The following is a 19287-nucleotide window of genomic DNA, read 5'->3' on the forward strand; positions in this document are numbered from 1 at the left end:
ACGCCACCGATCGAACTCGTATCATGGGGAGCAGATAGCCGCCAAGGTCGGCTACCCGTCGCCTACCCGGAGGCGACCAGCCACGCCTAGTGCCGGGGGAGGTACCGTGCCACTCTCCGAGCACGAGCAGCGCATGCTCGAACAGATCGAGAGCGCTCTCTATGCTGAGGATCCGAAGTTCGCCTCGTCCGTCCGCGGCGGACGCCTTCGTTCCACGTCGAGTCGACGCAGACTCCAAGCTGCGGCGTTGTTCGCCATCGGCCTGTTCCTGCTCGTCGCCGGCCTGGCCGCCCCGTTCAAGCCGGGCGGCTTCCCCGTCATCAGCCTCGTCGGCTTCATCGCGATGTTCGGTGCCGGCGTCCTGCTGATGATCGGCAACTCGCGCAAGTCCGCTCGACCGGACTCGACCGATACTCCCGCGCAGGGCTCGGGGCCGTCGGGCTCGGGTGGTCGCGGTGGTGGCCGCCCCCGCAAGTCGGGCGGTTTCTCCGAGCGGATGGAGGATCGATTCCGCCGAAGGTTCGAACAGGAGTAGTAGCTCCGCGGTAACCGGAGCACGACGACGTCGAAGGCGGCGCCGCACCCGATTCGGGTGCGGCGCCGCCTTCGCCTGTTCGGTGGCCGAGTCGGTATCGACGGCGTGATCAGGGTGGTTCCCCCACCTTCCCCACTGTGCCCCACCTCGGGCCGCGTACTCCGGTGTCGCGTGCCTTCGCGCCGCTCGTACCTGCCGAGTTTGCTGAACGTTGTCGGAACGGCGGGTAGCCGACCCGCGCGGGCTGTCCGAACACGCGATAGTCCCGAATCCCGGTGATAGCTGAAATGACCTGCGGAATTGTGACGGCGGGGACCAGGATCACCCGGGGTTTCGATTGAAAGTGGGGGAAAGTGGGGTAATGTGGGTCGCGCACTACAGGAGAGGCCGTACGGCGAGGTGATCCAGTAGGGAGGTGGCCGGGATGTTTCTCGGTACCTACACCCCCCGAATGGACGACAAAGGGCGGCTGACGTTGCCTGCGAAGTTCCGAGACGATCTGGCGGGAGGGTTGATGGTCACCAAAGGGCAAGACCACAGCCTGGCCGTGTATCCCAAAGACGAGTTCACCGCGCTCGCGCGGCGGGCCGCGGCGGCGTCTCGAAGCAACCCGCAGGCAAGGGCTTTCGTTCGCGCGCTGGCGGCGGGCACCGACGAACAACGTCCGGACGCGCAGGGCCGGATCACGCTGTCGCCGGACCATCGGCGCTACGCCAATCTCAGTCGGGATTGCGTGGTGATCGGTTCGGTCGACTTCCTCGAGATATGGGACAAGCAGGCGTGGGAGTCCTACCTCGCCGAGCACGAGGAGGACTACGCGCAAGCTGGAGACGAGTCGCTGGGCGGGATCTTCTAGCCGGAGCACGCGAGTGCTGCGAGGCCTCTGCCCGGGCGTGGACCCTGACGTACTTCCCCGACGCCAGGTGCCGCGCCTCGGTCAGAGACCTCGACGCATTCGCACATCGCAAATCTCATTCGTAAAGCACTGTGCGGCAAGGCGATCCGTCTGCGCCGCGAGGCGGTATCCCGGGAGGTCGAGGTGAACCATGACACCGAGAACCCCCGTCATGTGCCGGTTCTGCTGGAGCGCGCCGACGACCTGCTCGGCCCGGCGCTGAGCGAACCCGGCGCGGTCTACCTCGACGCGACGCTAGGTCTGGGCGGCCACGCCGAACATTTCCTGCGCACCTACCCGAACGCCCGCCTGGTCGGGCTCGACCGCGACACCACCGCCCTGCGGCTGGCGGGCGAGCGGCTGGCGCCCTACGCCGACCGGATCACCCTGGTGCACACCCGCTACGACGGCATCGCCGCCGCGCTGCGCGAGGCCGGGCTGCCCGAAACCGGCTCCGTCGCCGCGATTCTGATGGATCTCGGGGTGTCGTCGATGCAGCTCGACGAGGCCGAACGCGGCTTCGCCTACTCCGTCGACGCGCCGCTGGACATGCGGATGGACCCGACCACCGGTCCCACCGCCGCCGACGTGCTCAACACCTACAGCCACGGCGACCTGGCCAGGGTGCTGAAAACCTATGGCGACGAACGGTTCGCGGGCAAGATCGCCTCGGAGGTGCTCCGGCGGCGCGCGGTGAAACCGTTCACGACCAGCGCCGAGCTGGTCGAGTTGCTCTACGCCACCATCCCGGCGGCGGCGCGGCGCACCGGCGGTCATCCGGCCAAGCGCACCTTCCAGGCGCTGCGGGTGGAGGTCAACGGCGAGCTCGACTCGCTGCGCGCCGCGCTGCCCGCCGCGCTCGCCGCGCTGCGGGTCGGCGGGCGGATCTGCGTCATGTCGTACCAGTCGCTGGAGGACCGGCTGGTCAAGCAGGAGTTCGCACCACGGATCGTCTCCAGGTCGCCGATGGACCTGCCGGTCGAATTGCCCGGTATGGGACCGGAATTCCGGATGCTGACCCGCGGTGCGGAAAAAGCGACCGAGTCCGAGATCGAGGTCAACCCGCGGTCCGCGCCGGTGCGGATGCGCGCGGCCGAGCGGATCGCGGAGGGGTCGCCGAGGACACAGGAGGGGACACGATGAGCCTGCGGACGAGTACCGTCGCCGTGCCGGGCCGGACGGCCCGCCGCGCCGAGACGGCCGAACGGGTGAAATCCGGTGCCGCGCAGCGGGCCTATGCGCGCAAGCGCACCAGGGAACAGCTGCTCGACGGTATCGAGCTGCCCGAACGGTCGTCGAGCATGGCCGGGCGGATCCCGTTCGTCACCGCCATCATCGGACTGCTCGGCTGCGGCCTCGCACTCACCCTGCTGCTCACCACTCGGGCCGCCGAGGACAGCTACCTGCTCGGTGACGCCAGGGCGGTCAACCGCACCCTCGCCGACGAGCGCGCCGCGCTGCAGCGCGAGGTGGCCGCCGCCGACTCGGCGCCCGAATTGGCCGCGCGCGCCAGGGAACTCGGCATGATTCCCGCCGAGGACCCGGCCCGGCTCGTCCTCGGCCCGAACGGCGAGGTGACCGTCATCGGCACGCCGATGCCTGCCAACGGCACGCCGGCGCCGCCGCTGAACACCCCGCCGTCCACCGCGCCCAACGGCCCGATCCCCGATCATGTGCAGGCCCAGGGCGAACGGGTGGTTCCGGTGCAGCCGGGCACTCCGGTGGCCAACCAGCCCGCCGTCAGCGCGCCGGTCACCCAGGCCGCACCGGCGCCGCAGTCCGCGCCGCCGCCGGTGGCGCCGCAGCCCGCGGTGGCCACCGTGCCCGCTCCGCTCGCCGAGGTGCCTGCCGAGGGGACGGCGCCGGTTCCGCCCGCCGGGGGACTACCGCCCGCGATGGTCCCGGCCGACGGGCAGCTCCCGGTGGACCGGATGCCCGGCGGCGCACCGGATCCCGCGGCGCCGGTGGCCGATGACGGCCTACCGGCCCCGACGCCCGAGCCGGGCCGGGCACCGAGCGAGACACCGCGGATCGTGGCCCCGGAGCCGGGCCGATGAGGCAGAGCGGGCCCGCGTCGCGACAGCGACGCGGGCCGGTCTCGTCGAGAGCCCGCCGCACGCGCGCGCTCTCGCCGGACCGGCCGATCCGGTTGCGCCTCGGTGTCGGCCGGGTCACGCTGCTGTCCGCGCTGGCCGTGGTGGCGTTGCAACTGCTGTACGTGCAGAGCGTCGCCGCGCCGGGGCTGTCGGCGCAGGCCGCCTCGCAGCGCACCACCAAGGAGACCCAGGCCGCCGTGCGCGGGCCGATCACCGACCGCAACGGCAACCGGCTCGCCTTCACCATCACCGCGCGGGCGCTGCACTTCCAGCCGGTCCGGGTGCGTCAGCAGCTCGCCGACGCCAAGCAGGCCAAGCCGGAGGTCGCGCCCGATCCGGATCAGCGGCTGATCGACATCGCGAAGTTCGTGCACGACAAGCTCGGTGCGGGCGCACCGAAAGAGGAAGAGCTGCTGGACAAGCTGCGCAGCGACAAGACCTTCACCTACCTCGCACGCAATGTGGACCCGCGGGTGGCCGCCGAGATCGTGGCCGAGTTCCCCGAGGTCGGTGCCGAGCGCCAGGACCTGCGCGAGTATCCCGGTGGTGCGCTGGCGGCCAATGTGATCGGCGCGACCGGCTGGGACGGACACGGTCAGATCGGCCTCGAGTCGGCGCTGGACTCGGTGCTGGCAGGCACCGACGGATCACGCACCTACGATCGCGGGTCCGACGGCGCGATGATCCCTGGCAGCTCTCGCGATCAGCAGCCCGCCGTCGACGGTTACGGGGTGGAACTGACCCTCGACGAGGACATGCAGTACTTCGTCCAGCAGCAGGTGCAGCAGGCCAAGCAGATGTCGGGCGCATCCTCGGCCTCGGCGGTGGTGCTCGACGCCAAGACCGGCCAGGTGCTGGCGATGGCCAATGACAACACCTTCAATCCCGCGCTGGGACCGCAGCATTGGGCCTCGGCCAATATGAGCAACCCGTCGGTCAGCGAACCGTTCGAGCCCGGATCGGTGAACAAGATCGTCACCGCGGCCGCCGCCATCGAGTACGGGCTCACCACACCCGACGAGGTGCTGCAGGTTCCCGGGTCGATCCGGATGGCCGGGGTCACCGTCAACGACGCGTGGCAGCACGGCGTCGCGCCGTATACGACGACCGGTGTCTTCGGCAAGTCCTCCAACGTCGGCACCCTCATGCTCGCCCAGCGGGTCGGCGAGGATCGCTTCGCCGACATGCTCGACCGGTTCGGCCTCGGCACGCGCACCGGTCTCGGCCTGCCCGGCGAGAGCCCGGGGCTGGTGCCTGCCAGAGACCAGTGGTCCGGTGGTACGTTCGCGAATCTGCCGATCGGTCAAGGTCTTTCGATGACCACCCTGCAGATGACCGGCATGTACCAGGCCATCGCCAACGACGGCCTGCGCATCCCGCCGCGCATCGTCAAGGCCAAGATCGCGCCCGACGGCACCCGCTCCGAGGAACTGCAGCCCGACGGGGTGCGTGTGGTGAGCCCGGAGACCGCGGCGACGCTGCGCACGATCTTCCAGGCCACGGTGCAGAAGGATCCCATGGGCTATCAGATGGGCACCGGACCGCAAGCCGCGGTGGAGGGCTACCAGGTGGCGGGCAAGACCGGCACCGCGCAGAAGGTCGACCCCGCCTGCCGGTGCTATTCGACATCGTCGTTCTACATCACCTTCGCCGGGATGGTGCCCGCCGACAACCCCCGCTACGTGATCGGCATGATGCTCGACGCGCCGGTCCGCAGCTCCGACGGCTCCGGCGGCGGGTCGGCGGCGCCGCTGTTCCACACCATCGCCTCCTGGGCGTTGCAGCGCGATCGGGTACCCCCGTCGCCGGAGTCCCAACCTCTGGTGCTGGAGGCCGGGCTCTGACTCGCGCTCCTTGGCACAACCCGCGTTGTCCGTCCGACACCGCGCGTCGGTAACCTGACTGCTCGTCTCGACCACGCGCTCGATCACTCTCAGAGAGGAGCCTTGTGCCCGCGCAGTCCAGCCCACACGCGCTCCGGCCCGCCACGCCGCCGTCGACGTCGCTGCGGGCCCTGCTGGACCTCACCGGTGCCACTTCGGTGGCGCCGTTACCCGCCGAGGTGACCGTCACCGGAATCGAGCAGCGGTCCACCGCCGTGCGCCCCGGTGACCTGTTCGCCGCGCTGCCCGGCGCCAACGCGCACGGCGCGCGCTTCGCCGCCGACGCGATCGACCGTGGCGCGGTGGCGGTGTTCACCGACGCCGCCGGTGCCGCCCAGCTCGGCTCGGTCACCGTGCCCGTCCTGGTGCGCGAAGAGCCGAGGGCCGTGCTCGGCGAACTCTCCGCCGAGATCTACGGCCACCCCAGCGACCGGCTGCGGATCGTCGGCATCACCGGCACCTCCGGCAAGACCACCACCTCGTACCTGGTGGAGGCCGGGCTGGCCGCGGCCGGCCTGTCCACCGGGCTGATCGGCACCATCGAGACCCGCATCGGCGGCAGGCGGGTGCCCAGCGCGCTCACCACGCCGGAGGCACCCCAGCTGCACGCGATGTTCGCCGCGATGGTCGAGCAGGGCGTGGCTGCGGTGGTGATGGAGGTGTCGAGCCACGCGCTCGCGCTCGGCCGGGTCGACGGGGTGCGCTTCGCGGTCGGCGCCTTCACCAATCTGTCCCAGGACCACCTCGACTTCCACGCCGACTTCGAGGACTACTTCGCCGCGAAACGCCGGTTGTTCGACGCGGATTCGCCAGTCGCCGCGCGCACCGCGGTCATCTGCGTCGACGACGAGTGGGGTACCAGGCTCGCCGGTGATCTGACCGCGCCGATCACGGTGTCGACAAGCGCCGCCGGTGCCGAGCGGTCCGCGGCGGCGGGATCCGCCGCATCGAAGCACACGGTGCGCGGCACCGCCGCGTGGCGGGTCGTCGGCGACGTCCGCACCACCGGCGGCGAACAGGAATTCACTGCCGTCGGCCCGGACGGCGAGCTGACCGTGCGGCTGCGCCTGCCCGGCCGCTACAACGTGGCCAATGCCCTGCTCGCCGTGGCCACCTGCGCGGCCGCCGGGGTCGACCCTCGCGTCACCGCGCCTGCGCTGGCGACCGTCGACGTACCCGGCCGAATGCAGCGCGTCGATCGCGGCCAGGATTTTCTCGCCGTCGTCGATTACGCGCACAAGCCGGCTGCCGTCGAATCGGTGGTGGCCACCATGCGCGGGCATCTCGCCGAGGCAGGCCACGGCAGGCTCGCCGTCGTCGTCGGCGCCGGTGGCGACCGGGACGCGGCCAAGCGCCCGCTCATGGGCGCCGCGGCCGCCCGTGGCGCCGATCTGCTGATCGTCACCGACGACAACCCACGCACCGAGGACCCGGCGGCCATCAGGGCCGCCGTGGTGGCCGGTGCGCACGAACTCCCCGATACCGAACGCGGCGAGGTCCGCGAGATCGGTGACCGCGCGGCCGCCATCGCCGCCGCCGTCGCCTGGGCCCGCGCCGGGGACGTGGTGCTCGTCGCGGGCAAGGGTCACGAGGCGGGACAGGAGATCGAAGGGGTCAAGCATCCCTTCGACGACCGCGAGGTGGTCGCGGCGGCGCTGGAAGCCCTGCGGACGCGACACAGTCCGCGGACGGACTCGGAGGACTTGACGGTTTCATGATCGAGATGACACTGCGGGAGATCGCGGACGTCGTCGGCGGCGAGCTGCACGACGTATCCGACCCCCAGGCACTGGTGACCGGTTCGGTCGAATTCGATTCGCGCCGTATCGGTTCCGGCGATCTGTTCCTCGCGCTACCGGGCGCCACCACCGACGGCCACGACTACGCCGCGCAGGCGGTGGCCGCGGGCGCGGTCGCCGTGCTCGCGGCGCGGCCGGTGGGCGTACCCGCCATCGTCGTCGCGCCCGAGCGCGGCTCGGTGCCCGCGACCTCGGTCGCGCTGAGCGCCGATGCCGACGGGTCCGGCGCCGCCGTGCTCGCGGCGCTGGCCGAGCTGGCGCGGGTGAGCACCGAGCGGCTGGCCGCGCGGACCGGGCTCACCGTCGTCGGCGTCACCGGCTCCTCCGGTAAGACCTCGACCAAGGATCTGCTCGCCGCGGTCCTCGCCCCGCTCGGCCCGGTGGTCGCCCCGCCCGGTTCCTTCAACAACGAACTCGGCCATCCATGGACCGCGCTGCGGGCCGGGCTGGACACCAAGTTCCTCGTGCTCGAGCTCTCGGCCCGCGGGCCGGGCCACATCGCCGCGCTGGCCCGCGTCGCCCCGCCGCGCATCGGTGTGGTGCTCAATGTCGGCACCGCCCACCTCGGCGAGTTCGGCAGCCGCGAGGCGATCGCGAAGACCAAGGGTGAGCTGGTCGAGGCGCTGCCCGCCGACGGGCTCGCGGTGCTCAACGCCGACGACCGGAACGTCGCCGCGATGGCGTCGAGGACGCGGGCCCGCGTGGTACTGGTCGGCCAGTCCGGCGACGCCGACATCCGCGCCACCGACGTGGTCACCGACGCGCAGGCACGCGCCGGGTTCACCCTGCACGCGGGCGGGCAGTCGGTGCCGGTCCAGCTGGCCGTGCACGGCGAACACCAGGTCGGCAACGCGCTGTCCGCGGCCGCCGTCGCCCTGGAATGCGGCGCCGACCTGGCCACGATCGCCGCGGCGCTGTCGGGCGCCACCGCGGCCTCGGCGCGCCGGATGGACGTGCGCACCACCGCGACGGGTGTCACCGTCATCAACGACTCCTACAACGCCAATCCCGATTCGGTGCGGGCCGCGCTCAAAGCGCTGGTCACCCTCGCGAAGGCGGGCGACGAGCCGCGGCGCAGCTGGGCCGTGCTCGGCGAGATGGGCGAACTCGGGGAAGAATCGGTGATCGAACACGACGCGATCGGACGGCTGGCGGTACGCCTCGATGTCGACCGGTTGATCGTGGTCGGCACCGGACGGCCATCCCGGGGGATGCACCAGGGTGCGGTGATGGAAGGCTCATGGGGCGAGGAATCGGTCCTCGTCCCGAATATCGATGCGGCGATCGCGCTGCTCGACGACGAGATCGCCGAGGGCGATGTGGTACTGGTCAAGGCGTCGAAGGCGGTCGGCCTGTGGGCCGTCGCCGAGCACCTGACCGGGGCAGGGGAAGGTAGCACGGATCAATGAGAGAGCGTAGCGAGCGAATCATGTACACAGCGGCCGTCGGCCTCACGTCGGGGCGCAGTGCCAGCGAGGCCGCGGCGTGAGGCAGATTCTCTTCGCGGCGGGGATCGCACTTGCGGTGTCGATCCTGTTGACGCCGTTGCTGATCCGGGTCTTCGCCAGGCAGGGCTTCGGTCAGGAGATCCGGGTCGACGGCCCGGCCAGCCACCAGGCCAAGCGCGGCACTCCCACCATGGGTGGTGTCGCCATCCTGATCGGCATGTGGGCCGGCTACCTGGGTTCGCATCTGATCGGCATCGGCTACGACGCCGAGGGCCCGACCGCCTCGGGCCTGCTCGTCCTCGGGCTCACCACCGCGCTCGGTGTCGTCGGCTTCCTCGACGACTTCATCAAGCTGCGCAAGCAGCGCAATCTCGGGCTCTCGGCGGCGGGTAAGTACATCGGCCAGATCAGCGCCGCGGTGATCTTCGCGGTGCTGGTGCTGCAGTTCCGCAACACCGACGGGCTCACCCCCGGCAGCAAACACATCTCCTATGTGCGTGACATCTCGACCGTGTCGCTCGGCGCGATCGTGTTCGTGATCCTGGTGTGCCTGCTCGTGGTGGCCTGGTCCAATGCGGTCAACCTCACCGACGGCCTCGACGGCCTGGCCGCAGGCTCGATGAGCCTGGTGCTTGGCGCGTACGTGATCATCACCTTCTGGCAGTACCGCAACGCCTGCTCGACCGCGCCCGAGGCGGGTTGCTACAACGTGCGTGACCCGCTGGACCTGGCGCTGGTGTGCGCCGCGGCGGCCGCCGCCTGCATCGGCTTCCTGTGGTGGAACGCCGCACCCGCCAAGATCTTCATGGGCGACACCGGTTCGCTGGCGCTGGGCGGCATGCTGGCCGGTCTGTCGGTCACCACCCGCACCGAGCTGCTGATGGTCGTCATCGGCGCGCTGTTCGTCGCCGAGGCGGCGTCGGTGGTGCTGCAGGTGGCGGTGTTCCGCACCACCCGCAACCGGCTGTTCAAGATGGCGCCGTTCCACCACCACTTCGAGTTGAGCAAGTGGGCGGAAACCACGGTCATCATCAGGTTCTGGATCCTGGCGGGCATCGCCGCCGCCGTGGGTCTCGGACTGTTCTACAGCGAATATCTCTCGCAGGTCGGGTGACGGATATGGTCGAACACTCTCCGCGCGCCCTCCGTTCGCCGGGCCCGATGCTCGAATTCCTGCGCGGCCGTGACGTGCTGGTAGCGGGTTGGGGTGTCTCCGGACGCTCGCTGATCGAACCACTGCGCGACATAGGCGCCCATCCGGTGGTGACCGACGGGGGCGCCAAAGCGCTGGCCGAGGCCGCCGAGCTGGGGCTCGAGGTCGCCACCAGCGTCGAGCTGGAATCCGCCGAGCTGAGCCGGTTCGCGCTGGTGATCACCAGTCCGGGCTGGCGCCCCGACTCGCCGGTGCTGGTTTCGGCCGTCACCGAGGGTATCCCGGTCTGGGGTGACGTCGAGTTCGCCTGGTGGGTCGATCAGGCCAGGATCTACGGCCCGGTCCGCAAGTGGCTGGTGATCACCGGAACAAACGGCAAGACCACCACCACCCAGATGACACACTCGATCCTGCGCGCCGCAGGCATCGCCAGCGTGGCCTGCGGCAATATCGGGCTGCCCATCCTGGACGCGCTGCGCCGCAACCCCGGTCCACAGGTGCTGGCAGTGGAACTGTCCTCGTTCCAGCTGCACTGGGCGCCGTCGGTGCGACCGGAGGCGGGTGTCGTCCTCAACGTCGCCGAGGACCATCTGGACTGGCACGGCGGGCTCGACGCCTACGCCGCCGCCAAGGCCCGCGCGTTGACCGGCCGGATCGGTGTGGTCGGCCTGGACGACCCGGTCGCCGGATCCCTGGCCCGCAAGGCCAAGGCCCGGCGCACGGTCGGCTTCCGGATCGGGGTGCCCGCCGACGGCGAACTCGGTGTCGTGGACGGCAAGCTGCTCGACCGCGCGTTCACCAAGGCCGCCATCCTCGCCGAGACCTCCGACATCAGCCCGCAGGGCCCGGCCGGAATCGCCGACGCGCTCGCCGCCTCGGCCCTGACCAGGGCGATCGACGTGGCACCGCAGTTCGTGAAGGAGGGGCTCGCCGAGCACAAGGTGGGCCCGCACCGCACCGCGTTCGTGCGCGAACTCGGCGGGGTCGAGTTCATCGACGACTCCAAGGCCACCAACCCGCACGCCGCCCGCGCCGCCATCATGGCCCACCCGCATGTGGTGTGGGTTGCGGGTGGGCAGCTCAAGGGCGCGAGCGTCGACGACCTGGTCGAAGAGATCGGTGACCGGCTCGTCGGGGCGGTGCTGTTCGGCGCCGACGCGCCCGTGATCGCCGCCGCATTGGCGCGACACGCACCCGAAGTCCCGGTCATCGAGCTGACCGCGGGAGACGATGCAGGCATGGAGTCGTCGAGATCGCAGCGGGCCGAGGCGGTGATGGGCCGCGCGGTCCGCGCCGCGGCGGGAATGGCCCGCACCGGAGACACCGTCCTGCTGGCCCCGGCCGCGGCCTCCCTGGACATGTACGACGACTACACCCACCGCGGACGCTGCTTCGTCGACGCGGTGACGGCACTGGAAGACGGTGACATCGGGCGGGCGCTATGACCCGGACGCGTGCGGCGCGGGAGCAGACCGAGGGCGGCGTGCGCGCCAAGGTGAAGGGCCGCGCTCCCCAGCCGGGATGGGCGGGGGAGCGTTTCGGCGCCTGGCTGGCCCGCCCGCTCGCGTCCTTCCACCTGATCGTCACCATCGCCACCTTGCTCACCGTGCTCGGGCTGGTGATGGTGCTGTCCGCGTCGAGTGTCGAGGCCTACGCGGGCGGCGGTTCGGCGTATTCGCTGTTCATCCAGCAGGCCATGTTCGCCGCGCTCGGCGCCGTCGCGTTCTACATCGCGTTGCGCCTGCCGTTGCGGCTGTTGCGGCGGTGGTCGTTCCCCGTCTTCAGCCTCTCGGTCCTGGCACTGGTGCTGGTGCTGATCCCTGGGATCGGCGCGGTGCACGGCGGTGCGCGGCGCTGGTTCGATCTCGGGCCGGTGTCCATCCAGCCCTCCGAGGTCGTCAAGGTGACCCTGGTGGTGTGGGGCGCGCATCTGCTGGCCTCGCGGCGCGGCGGCCAGCTCAAGGAACTGCTGGTGCCGCTGGTTCCCGCCGGGCTGCTGGTCTGCCTGCTGGTGGTGCTGGAACCGAACCTGTCGACCACCATCGCGCTCGGCATCGTGCTGATGGCGCTGCTGTGGTTCGGCGGGCTGCCGGTGCGGTTGTTCGTCGCCATCCTGGTCAGCGGACTGGTCGCGGCCTCGGTGCTGGCGCTGTCGGCCGGGTATCGGTCCGACCGGGTGCGCGCGTTCTTCAACCCCGGCGACGATCCGCAGGGCGTCAACTATCAGGCGCGTCAGGCCAAGTACTCGCTCGCCGACGGCGGCATCCTCGGCCGTGGTCTCGGGCAGAGCCGGGCCAAGTGGAGCTATCTGCCCAACTCGCACAACGACTTCATCTTCGCCATCATCGGCGAGGAACTCGGTTTCCTCGGCTGCATGGTGGTGCTGGCGCTGTTCGCGCTGTTCGTCTACACCGGCATCAGGATCGCGCTGCGCTCGGTCGACCCGTTCCTGCGGCTGCTCACCGCCACCGCGACCGCCTGGATCACCACCCAGGCGCTGATCAACATCGGCTATGTGGTCGGGCTGCTTCCGGTGACCGGCCTGCAGCTGCCGCTGGTCTCCGCCGGTGGTTCGTCGCTGGCCATCACCCTGTTCATGTTCGGCATCATCGCCAGCGCGGCCAGACACGAACCCGAGGCCGTCTCGGCGCTGCAAGCGGGCCAGGACGGCCGGGTGAGCAGGCTGCTGCGGTTGCCGATCCCCGAGGTGTACACCCCCGCCAGGGCCGATGCCTCGCGTCGTGCCACGCCGAAAGCCAAGGCCGAACGGCCGCGTCCGGCCGCCCGCCGCGACGGGCCTGCCCCGCGCAGGCGCCGCACCCCGCCCAGCCGCGGGACCGGTTCGCTACGGTCGACCAGGGCATGGGAACCGACCTATCCGATGCCACACGCGAAAGAACGAGGTAGATCTACGTGAGTCACCCGCGCTCCGGGTTGTCGGTGATCGTCGCCGGCGGCGGCACCGCCGGGCATATCGAACCCGCGCTCGCCGTCGCCGACGCGCTGCGCACGCTCGACGAGTCGATCCGGGTCACCGCCCTCGGCACCGAGCGCGGCCTCGAAACGAAGCTGGTTCCCGAGCGCGGATATCCGCTCGAGCTCATCCCACCGGTCCCGCTGCCGCGCAAGCCCACCGCCGATCTGCTGCGCTTGCCAGGGCGGGTGCGCGCCTCGGTCGGCCGGACCAGGGCCGTCATCGACGAGGTCCAGGCCGATGTGATCGTCGGCTTCGGCGGCTATGTCGCGCTGCCCGCCTATCTGGCCGCCCGCGGCGGGCTGCTCGGCCGCAGGCGCGCCGTACCGGTGGTGGTGCACGAGGCCAACGCGAAGGCGGGCCTCGCCAACAAGGTCGGCGCCAGGATCGCCACGAAGGTGCTTGCCGCGGTGCCCGATTCGGGGCTGGCGAACGCCGAGGTCGTCGGGATCCCGGTGCGGGCCGCCATCACCGGGCTCGACCGGCCCGCTCTACGGGCGCAGGCTCGCGCCCATTTCGGGCTGCCCGCCGAAGGGCCGGTGCTGCTGGTGTTCGGTGGTTCGCAGGGCGCGCGCAGCCTCAACGAGGCGGTGTCCGGCGCCGCGCCACAGCTGGCCGCCGCCGGCATCTCGGTGCTGCACGCGCACGGTCCCAAGAACAGCGTCGAGGTGAGCACCGCCGACGCCCCCGCACCGTATGTCGCGGTGCCCTACCTGTCCCGGATGGATTTGGCCTACGCCGCCGCCGACGCGGTGGTGTGCCGCTCCGGCGCGATGACCGTCGCTGAGGTGTCGGCGGTCGGCCTGCCCGCGTTCTACGTGCCGCTGCCGCACGGCAACGGCGAGCAGGAGTTCAACGCGCGGCCCGTGGTCGCCGGGGGAGGTGGCAGAATTGTGGCCGACGCCGAGCTGACCCCGAAATATGTGATGGATGAGGTGATTCCGCTGCTGCTCGATCCCGACCGGCTCGCCGGGATGAGCCGCGCCGCCGCAGGCGCAGGCCATCGAGACGCGGCCGACACGGTGGCCAGGATCGTCGCCGAGATCGCCACGGCCCGCCGGGCGGGTACGGCGTGAGCGGCGTCGAGCCCGTGATCGGCGAGACCGCGGGCGGCGGACTGCCGCCGGAACTCGAACGCGTCCATATGGTCGGCATCGGTGGTGCGGGCATGTCCGGGATCGCCAGGATCCTGCTGTCCCGTGGCGGTGCGGTGTCGGGCTCGGATGCCCGCGAGAGCCGCGGCGTGCTGTCGCTGCGGGCGCGGGGCGCGCAGGTGCGCATCGGCCACGACGCCGACGCGCTCGACCTGCTGCCCGGCGGTCCGACGGTCGTGGTCACCACCTACGCCGCGATTCCCAAGACCAATCCCGAACTGGTCGAGGCGAATCGGCGCGACATCCCGGTGCTGCTGCGCCCCACCGTGCTCGCCGCGCTGATGCGCGGGCACAAGACGCTGCTGGTGTCGGGGACGCACGGCAAGACCTCGACCACCTCGATGCTGATCGTGTCGCTGCAGCACTGCGGTGCCGACCCGTCCTTCGCGGTCGGCGGCGAGCTCAACGAGGCGGGCACCAACGCCCACCACGGCAGCGGTGAGATCTTCGTCGCCGAGGCCGACGAGTCCGACGGTTCGCTGTTGCAGTACGACCCCGACGTCGCCGTGGTCACCAATATCGAATCCGATCATCTCGATTTCTTCGGCACCGACGAGGCCTACATCCAGGTGTTCGACGACTTCGCCGATCGCCTCGCCCCCGGCGGCCTGCTGGTGGTGTGCCTGGACGATCCCGGCTCGCTGGCGCTGGCGGAGCGGGTCGAGCCACGGCTGCGCGAGCGCGGAGTGGCGGTACTCGGCTACGGTTCCGGTGACCTGAGCGCCGCGCCGGTGCCGGTCGGCGCGCGCCTGCTCGACTGGCAGCCGCGTGATGTCGGCGGGATCGTCGAATTCGAGCTGGCGGGGGAGACCACCCCGCGCACCGTGCGGCTGTCGGTGCCGGGCAGGCACATGGCGCTCAACGCGCTGGCTGCGCTGCTCGCCGCCAGGGCGACCGGCGCCGATGTCGATGAGATCGTCCAGGGGCTGGAGGGTTTCGGTGGTGTGCACCGCCGGTTCCAGTTCACCGGCAGGGAGAACGGGGTGCGCGTTTTCGACGACTACGCCCACCATCCCACCGAGGTCCGCGCGGTGCTGGAGGCGGCGGCGCAGCTGGTGGAGCAGGAGGCCCGCGACGGTGCCCGCACCAGGCGCGGCCGGGTGATCGTGGTGTTCCAGCCGCACCTGTACAGCCGCACCGCGACCTTCGCCGCCGAATTCGGCGCCGCGTTGAGCCTGGCCGACGAGGTGGTCGTCCTCGATGTGTACGGCGCCCGCGAGGAGCCGCTGCCGGGTGTCAACGGCGCGCTGGTGGCCAAGGCGGTGACCGAACCGGTGCACTACCAGCCGGACATGTCGAAGGTGAGCAGGCAGGTCGCCGGGCTTGCCGAACCCGGCGACGTGGTGATCACCATGGGCGCCGGCGATGTGACCATGCTCGGCAACCAGATTCTCGACAGCCTCCGGGCCCGTCCGCAACTGGGTGGCCGGTGAGATTGCCGATGCCCGCCGCGCGCGGGTGGCGCGGCTACCGGCTCTGGACGGCGGTCGGGTTGCTCGTGGTGACGGTGCTCGTCGTGCTCGCCTGGTTCACCCCGGTGCTCTCGGTGCGCACCGTGCGGATCGACGGCCTGATCACGGTGCCGGAGACGGAGGTCAGGGAGCGGCTCGAAATCCCGGACGGCCGTTCGATGTTGCGCATCGATACCACCGCGATCGCCCAGCGGGTCGCGCAGATCCCGAAGGTGCGTTCGGTCCGGGTGCAGCGCACGTTCCCGTCTTCTGTGCTGGTGACCGTCATCGAGCGAACTCCGGTGGTCTACGTGGAAGCCCCTGACGGTGCGCACCTGATCGACGCGGAGAGTGTGGAATTCGCGATCGAGGCGGCCTCGCCGATCGGCGTGCCCAAGCTGGTCACCGAGGGATCCTTCACCGGGTCGGCGGCGGCCGCCGCCGCGGTGAAGGTGCTGGTCACCCTGCCACCCGCGCTGTCGGTGCAGGTGGGCGAGGTTGTGGCGCGGTCGAATTCGGATGTCTCACTGAACCTGCGCGACGGCAGGACGGTAGTGTGGGGCGGTACGGGCGACGGCGAGCGCAAAGCCGCCGTCGTAATGCCGCTGCTGACCCGTGAGGGGACCGTGTTCGACGTGTCGAGCCCGAATTTGGTCACGGTAAAGTGAGCCGAACGTCGGCGCGCCTGCGCCGGGATCGCAGTCGGTGCGAATAGCGTTCCGCAGCAGTCGGATACTTGACATAACGCCAACCCTATGGTTGAGGTTGAGGGTTTTGGATCGAAGGAAGGCGAGAGCCCATGACGCCCCCGCACAACTACCTTGCCGTGATCAAGGTCGTCGGTATCGGCGGCGGCGGCGTGAACGCCGTCAACCGGATGATCGAACAGGGACTCAAGGGAGTCGAGTTCATCGCGGTCAACACCGATGCGCAGGCACTGCTGATGAGCGATGCCGACGTCAAGCTCGATGTCGGCCGTGAGCTCACCCGCGGCCTCGGCGCCGGGGCCGATCCGGAAGTGGGCCGCAAGGCGGCCGAGGACCACAAGGACGAGATCGAAGAGGTGCTCAAGGGCGCCGACATGGTGTTCGTGACGGCCGGCGAGGGTGGTGGCACCGGCACCGGTGGCGCCCCCGTGGTCGCCAGCATCGCCCGCAAGCTGGGCGCGCTGACCATCGGCGTGGTCACCCGGCCGTTCTCGTTCGAGGGCAAGCGCCGCGGCAACCAGGCCGAGGTCGGCATCAACCTGCTGCGCGAATCCTGCGACACGCTGATCGTCATCCCGAACGACCGGCTGCTGCAGCTCGGTGACGCGGCGGTGAGCCTGATGGACGCCTTCCGTTCCGCCGACGAGGTGCTGCTCAACGGTGTCCAGGGCATCACCGACCTGATCACCACCCCCGGCCTGATCAACGTCGACTTCGCCGACGTCAAGAGCGTGATGTCCGGTGCCGGTTCGGCGCTGATGGGCATCGGCTCTGCGCGTGGCGAGGGCCGCTCGGTCAAGGCCGCGGAGACGGCGATCAACTCGCCGCTGCTCGAGGCATCGATGGACGGCGCCCACGGCGTGCTGCTCTCGATCGCCGGTGGTTCCGATCTCGGCCTGTTCGAGATCAACGAGGCGGCCTCGCTGGTGCAGGAGGCCGCGCACATCGAGGCCAACATCATCTTCGGTACCGTCATCGACGATTCGCTCGGCGACGAGGTGCGGGTCACCGTGATCGCGGCCGGTTTCGACGGCGGCGGACCGTCCAGGTTGCGCACCGAACACACCGCGGCCCCACGCAACGGCACCAACCCGATCGGGTCGGGCCGCGCGGGCGAGATCGGCCAGTCCCGCGCCGAAGCACCGGCCAGGGCCACCGAGCCCGCGGGCAGCGGCGTCTCGGGCGGCCGCACCAGCGCCCCGAGCTACCGCGACACCGAGCGCTACCGGGAGTCGGAGCGTCAGCGGGTCACCGAACGGGCGATGAACCAGGTGAACAACCCGGATCAGCGCGACGACGGTGACGATGACGACGACATCGAAGTGCCCATCTTCATGCGCCGATAGGTCGTGCCGAACAGACGCCCGGCCACCACCCGGCCGGGCGTCTCCCGTGTGGGCACCCCGCCAGTCGGTGGGCTCGCCGAAGCGGTCCCCGACGTTGGAGCGCGGTGGTGGTCGCACGCATCCGGATTTCGCCGGTCGTCGGGTTGACCGACGTCACCGCCCGCGCGCGCCGCGGACCATCCACCCCGCATTACCCTCGATCCCATGACTTCCGCACCGCCTACCGTGACCGTGCGCCGGGTGACCACCACCCGCGCCGGCGGCTTCTCCGCCGCCCCGTACGACTCGTTCAACCTGGGCGATCATGTCGGAGACGATCCGGAAGCCGTGCGCCGCAATCGGGTTCGGCTGGCCGAGGGGATCGGCCTGACACCGGACCGGCTGGTGTGGATGGAGCAGGTGCACGGCCGCCATGTCGAGATCGTCGACGGGCCGCGTGCCGACCCGGTCCCGGTGACCGACGCGCTGGTCACCACGGTGCCGAATCTCGCCCTGGTGGTGCTCACGGCCGACTGTGTGCCGGTCCTGCTCTCCGACGACGAGGCGGGTGTCATCGCCGCCGTGCACGCGGGCCGGATCGGCGCCAGGATCGGCATCGTGGGGCTGGTGCTCGAGGCGATGGTGTCGGTGGGCGCGCGCCTGGACCGGATCGGTGCGTTCCTGGGCCCCGCCGCGTCGGGGCGTCAGTACGAGGTGCCCGCCGCGATGCGCGCCGACGTCGAAGCGCATCTGCCCGGCAGCGCCACCACGACGGTGCGCAAGACTCCGGGTCTCGACCTGCGGGCGGGGATCAGCCGGCAGCTCACCGAGGCCGGGATCGGCGGTATCGCGCTCGATCCGCGCTGCACCATCGAGGACAAGACCCTGTTCAGTCACCGCCGCGGCGCCCCGACCGGCCGCATCGCCGGGGTGATCTGGATGGACTCGCCGGCCGGAGCGACCTCGTGAACGACGCCACCCGCGCCGACGAGCTCGCGGCCCGTCTGACGTCCTTGCTGGCCAGGATCGACGCGGCCGTCGTCGCCGCGGGCCGGCCGACCGGCTCGGTCCGCCTGCTTCCGGTGACGAAGTTCTTCCCCGCCGCCGATGTGGACATCCTGTACGGGCTCGGCCGCCGCGCCTTCGGCGAGTCACGGGAGCAGGAGGCCTCGGCCAAGGTGGCCGAGCTGGCCTACGACGACGTCGAGTGGCACATGATCGGGCGCCTGCAACGGAACAAGGCGCGCGCGGTGGCGCGCTGGGCGCACACCGTCCACTCGGTCGACAGCGAACGGCTGGCAATCGCGCTGGACCGTGCCGCGCAAGACGCGCTCGCAGCCGGCGAGCGTACCGCGCCGCTGCGGGTGCTGCTCCAGGTGAGCCTCGACGCCGATCCGGGACGTGGGGGTATCGCACCCGCGGATCTGCCCGCACTGGCCGACCTCGTGGCGAAGGCGCCCGGACTGCATCTGGCCGGTCTGATGGCGATTCCGCCCCTTGACGTACCCAGTGATGCGGCGTTTGCGAATCTTGCGACTTTGCACACTTCGCTGCTCGCGCAACACGCCGACGCGACCGAACTTTCTGCAGGTATGTCGGGTGATTTGGCGGTGGCGGTCGAGCACGGGTCGACATGTGTGCGTGTCGGAACCGCCTTGATGGGCGCCCGACCGATAACCTCGGCGTAGCAAAGAAACCTCACCAGTCACATTCGACACATACGATTGAGCCTGACGAGGAGCTGAGCAAGAACTTCAACACCCGGCCGCCACCGGGGCGAAGAGAGGTCGACCATATGAGCGAGCGGAGCGAGCGAGTCATCGGCTCAGCCACGTGCGTGGTCATGCCGGAACCGAGCGACGGCGAG

The 19287-nt window shown here is 70.6% G+C and carries 16 protein-coding genes; all 16 read left to right on the forward strand.

All coding sequences use genetic code 11. The annotated features are described in order from the left end of the window. Window positions 1–106 precede the first annotated feature (106 nt). The 16 genes from ACFOW8_RS01205 (at window position 107) to ACFOW8_RS01280 (ending at window position 19108) form a co-directional block, all read left to right on the forward strand. The gene (locus ACFOW8_RS01205) at window positions 107–535 is read left to right on the forward strand and encodes a DUF3040 domain-containing protein (protein ID WP_378544040.1); all 429 of its coding nucleotides are present in this window, start codon (window positions 107–109) and stop codon (window positions 533–535) included. A gap of 424 nt (window positions 536–959) precedes the next feature. Further along, entirely contained in the window at window positions 960–1391 is a 432-nt protein-coding gene (mraZ, locus tag ACFOW8_RS01210; protein WP_378544043.1) for a division/cell wall cluster transcriptional repressor MraZ, read from the forward strand. A gap of 183 nt (window positions 1392–1574) precedes the next feature. Further along, window positions 1575–2573 carry a 16S rRNA (cytosine(1402)-N(4))-methyltransferase RsmH gene (rsmH, locus tag ACFOW8_RS01215; protein ID WP_378544046.1) on the forward strand — a complete coding sequence of 333 codons (999 nt, stop codon included), beginning with the start codon at window positions 1575–1577 and terminating at the stop codon, window positions 2571–2573. Then, window positions 2570–3487 (forward strand): hypothetical protein, encoded by a 918-nt coding sequence (locus ACFOW8_RS01220; protein ID WP_378544049.1) that lies wholly within the window; start codon window positions 2570–2572, stop codon window positions 3485–3487. Before rsmH ends, ACFOW8_RS01220 begins: the two co-directional genes overlap by 4 nt. Then, window positions 3484–5370 (forward strand): peptidoglycan D,D-transpeptidase FtsI family protein, encoded by a 1887-nt coding sequence (locus ACFOW8_RS01225; protein ID WP_378544052.1) that lies wholly within the window; start codon window positions 3484–3486, stop codon window positions 5368–5370. The genes ACFOW8_RS01220 and ACFOW8_RS01225 overlap by 4 nt, the downstream gene beginning before the upstream one ends. A gap of 104 nt (window positions 5371–5474) precedes the next feature. Then, window positions 5475–7127 carry a UDP-N-acetylmuramoyl-L-alanyl-D-glutamate--2,6-diaminopimelate ligase gene (locus ACFOW8_RS01230; RefSeq protein ID WP_378544055.1) on the forward strand — a complete coding sequence of 551 codons (1653 nt, stop codon included), beginning with the start codon at window positions 5475–5477 and terminating at the stop codon, window positions 7125–7127. Next, window positions 7124–8617 (forward strand): UDP-N-acetylmuramoyl-tripeptide--D-alanyl-D-alanine ligase, encoded by a 1494-nt coding sequence (locus ACFOW8_RS01235; RefSeq protein ID WP_378544058.1) that lies wholly within the window; start codon window positions 7124–7126, stop codon window positions 8615–8617. The genes ACFOW8_RS01230 and ACFOW8_RS01235 overlap by 4 nt, the downstream gene beginning before the upstream one ends. Before the next feature lie 76 nt (window positions 8618–8693). Then, on the forward strand, window positions 8694–9770 hold the full coding sequence (mraY, locus tag ACFOW8_RS01240) for a phospho-N-acetylmuramoyl-pentapeptide-transferase (RefSeq protein ID WP_378544061.1): 1077 nt from the start codon (window positions 8694–8696) through the stop codon (window positions 9768–9770). A 47-nt stretch (window positions 9771–9817) separates the two neighbouring features. Next, window positions 9818–11254, forward strand: coding sequence for a UDP-N-acetylmuramoyl-L-alanine--D-glutamate ligase (murD, locus tag ACFOW8_RS01245; protein ID WP_378544241.1), 1437 nt, complete (start codon window positions 9818–9820; stop codon window positions 11252–11254). Further along, on the forward strand, window positions 11251–12726 hold the full coding sequence (gene ftsW, locus ACFOW8_RS01250; protein WP_378544064.1) for a putative lipid II flippase FtsW: 1476 nt from the start codon (window positions 11251–11253) through the stop codon (window positions 12724–12726). Before murD ends, ftsW begins: the two co-directional genes overlap by 4 nt. Next, window positions 12723–13859, forward strand: a complete 1137-nt coding sequence (murG, locus tag ACFOW8_RS01255) for an undecaprenyldiphospho-muramoylpentapeptide beta-N-acetylglucosaminyltransferase (RefSeq protein ID WP_378544067.1) — start codon at window positions 12723–12725, stop codon at window positions 13857–13859. The genes ftsW and murG overlap by 4 nt, the downstream gene beginning before the upstream one ends. Before the next feature lie 68 nt (window positions 13860–13927). Next, the gene (murC, locus tag ACFOW8_RS01260; RefSeq protein WP_378544244.1) at window positions 13928–15370 is read left to right on the forward strand and encodes a UDP-N-acetylmuramate--L-alanine ligase; all 1443 of its coding nucleotides are present in this window, start codon (window positions 13928–13930) and stop codon (window positions 15368–15370) included. A gap of 8 nt (window positions 15371–15378) precedes the next feature. Continuing rightward, the gene (locus ACFOW8_RS01265) at window positions 15379–16056 is read left to right on the forward strand and encodes a cell division protein FtsQ/DivIB (protein ID WP_378544247.1); all 678 of its coding nucleotides are present in this window, start codon (window positions 15379–15381) and stop codon (window positions 16054–16056) included. A 131-nt stretch (window positions 16057–16187) separates the two neighbouring features. Beyond that, window positions 16188–17441, forward strand: a complete 1254-nt coding sequence (gene ftsZ, locus ACFOW8_RS01270; protein ID WP_378544070.1) for a cell division protein FtsZ — start codon at window positions 16188–16190, stop codon at window positions 17439–17441. Window positions 17442–17645: 204 nt separating this feature from the next. After that, on the forward strand, window positions 17646–18389 hold the full coding sequence (gene pgeF / locus ACFOW8_RS01275; RefSeq protein WP_378544073.1) for a peptidoglycan editing factor PgeF: 744 nt from the start codon (window positions 17646–17648) through the stop codon (window positions 18387–18389). Next, window positions 18386–19108 (forward strand): YggS family pyridoxal phosphate-dependent enzyme, encoded by a 723-nt coding sequence (locus ACFOW8_RS01280; protein ID WP_378544076.1) that lies wholly within the window; start codon window positions 18386–18388, stop codon window positions 19106–19108. The genes pgeF and ACFOW8_RS01280 overlap by 4 nt, the downstream gene beginning before the upstream one ends. The last annotated feature ends 179 nt before the right edge of the window (window positions 19109–19287 follow it).

This window comes from Nocardia rhizosphaerae (assembly GCF_042650365.1).
GTDB lineage: Bacteria > Actinomycetota > Actinomycetes > Mycobacteriales > Mycobacteriaceae > Nocardia > Nocardia rhizosphaerae.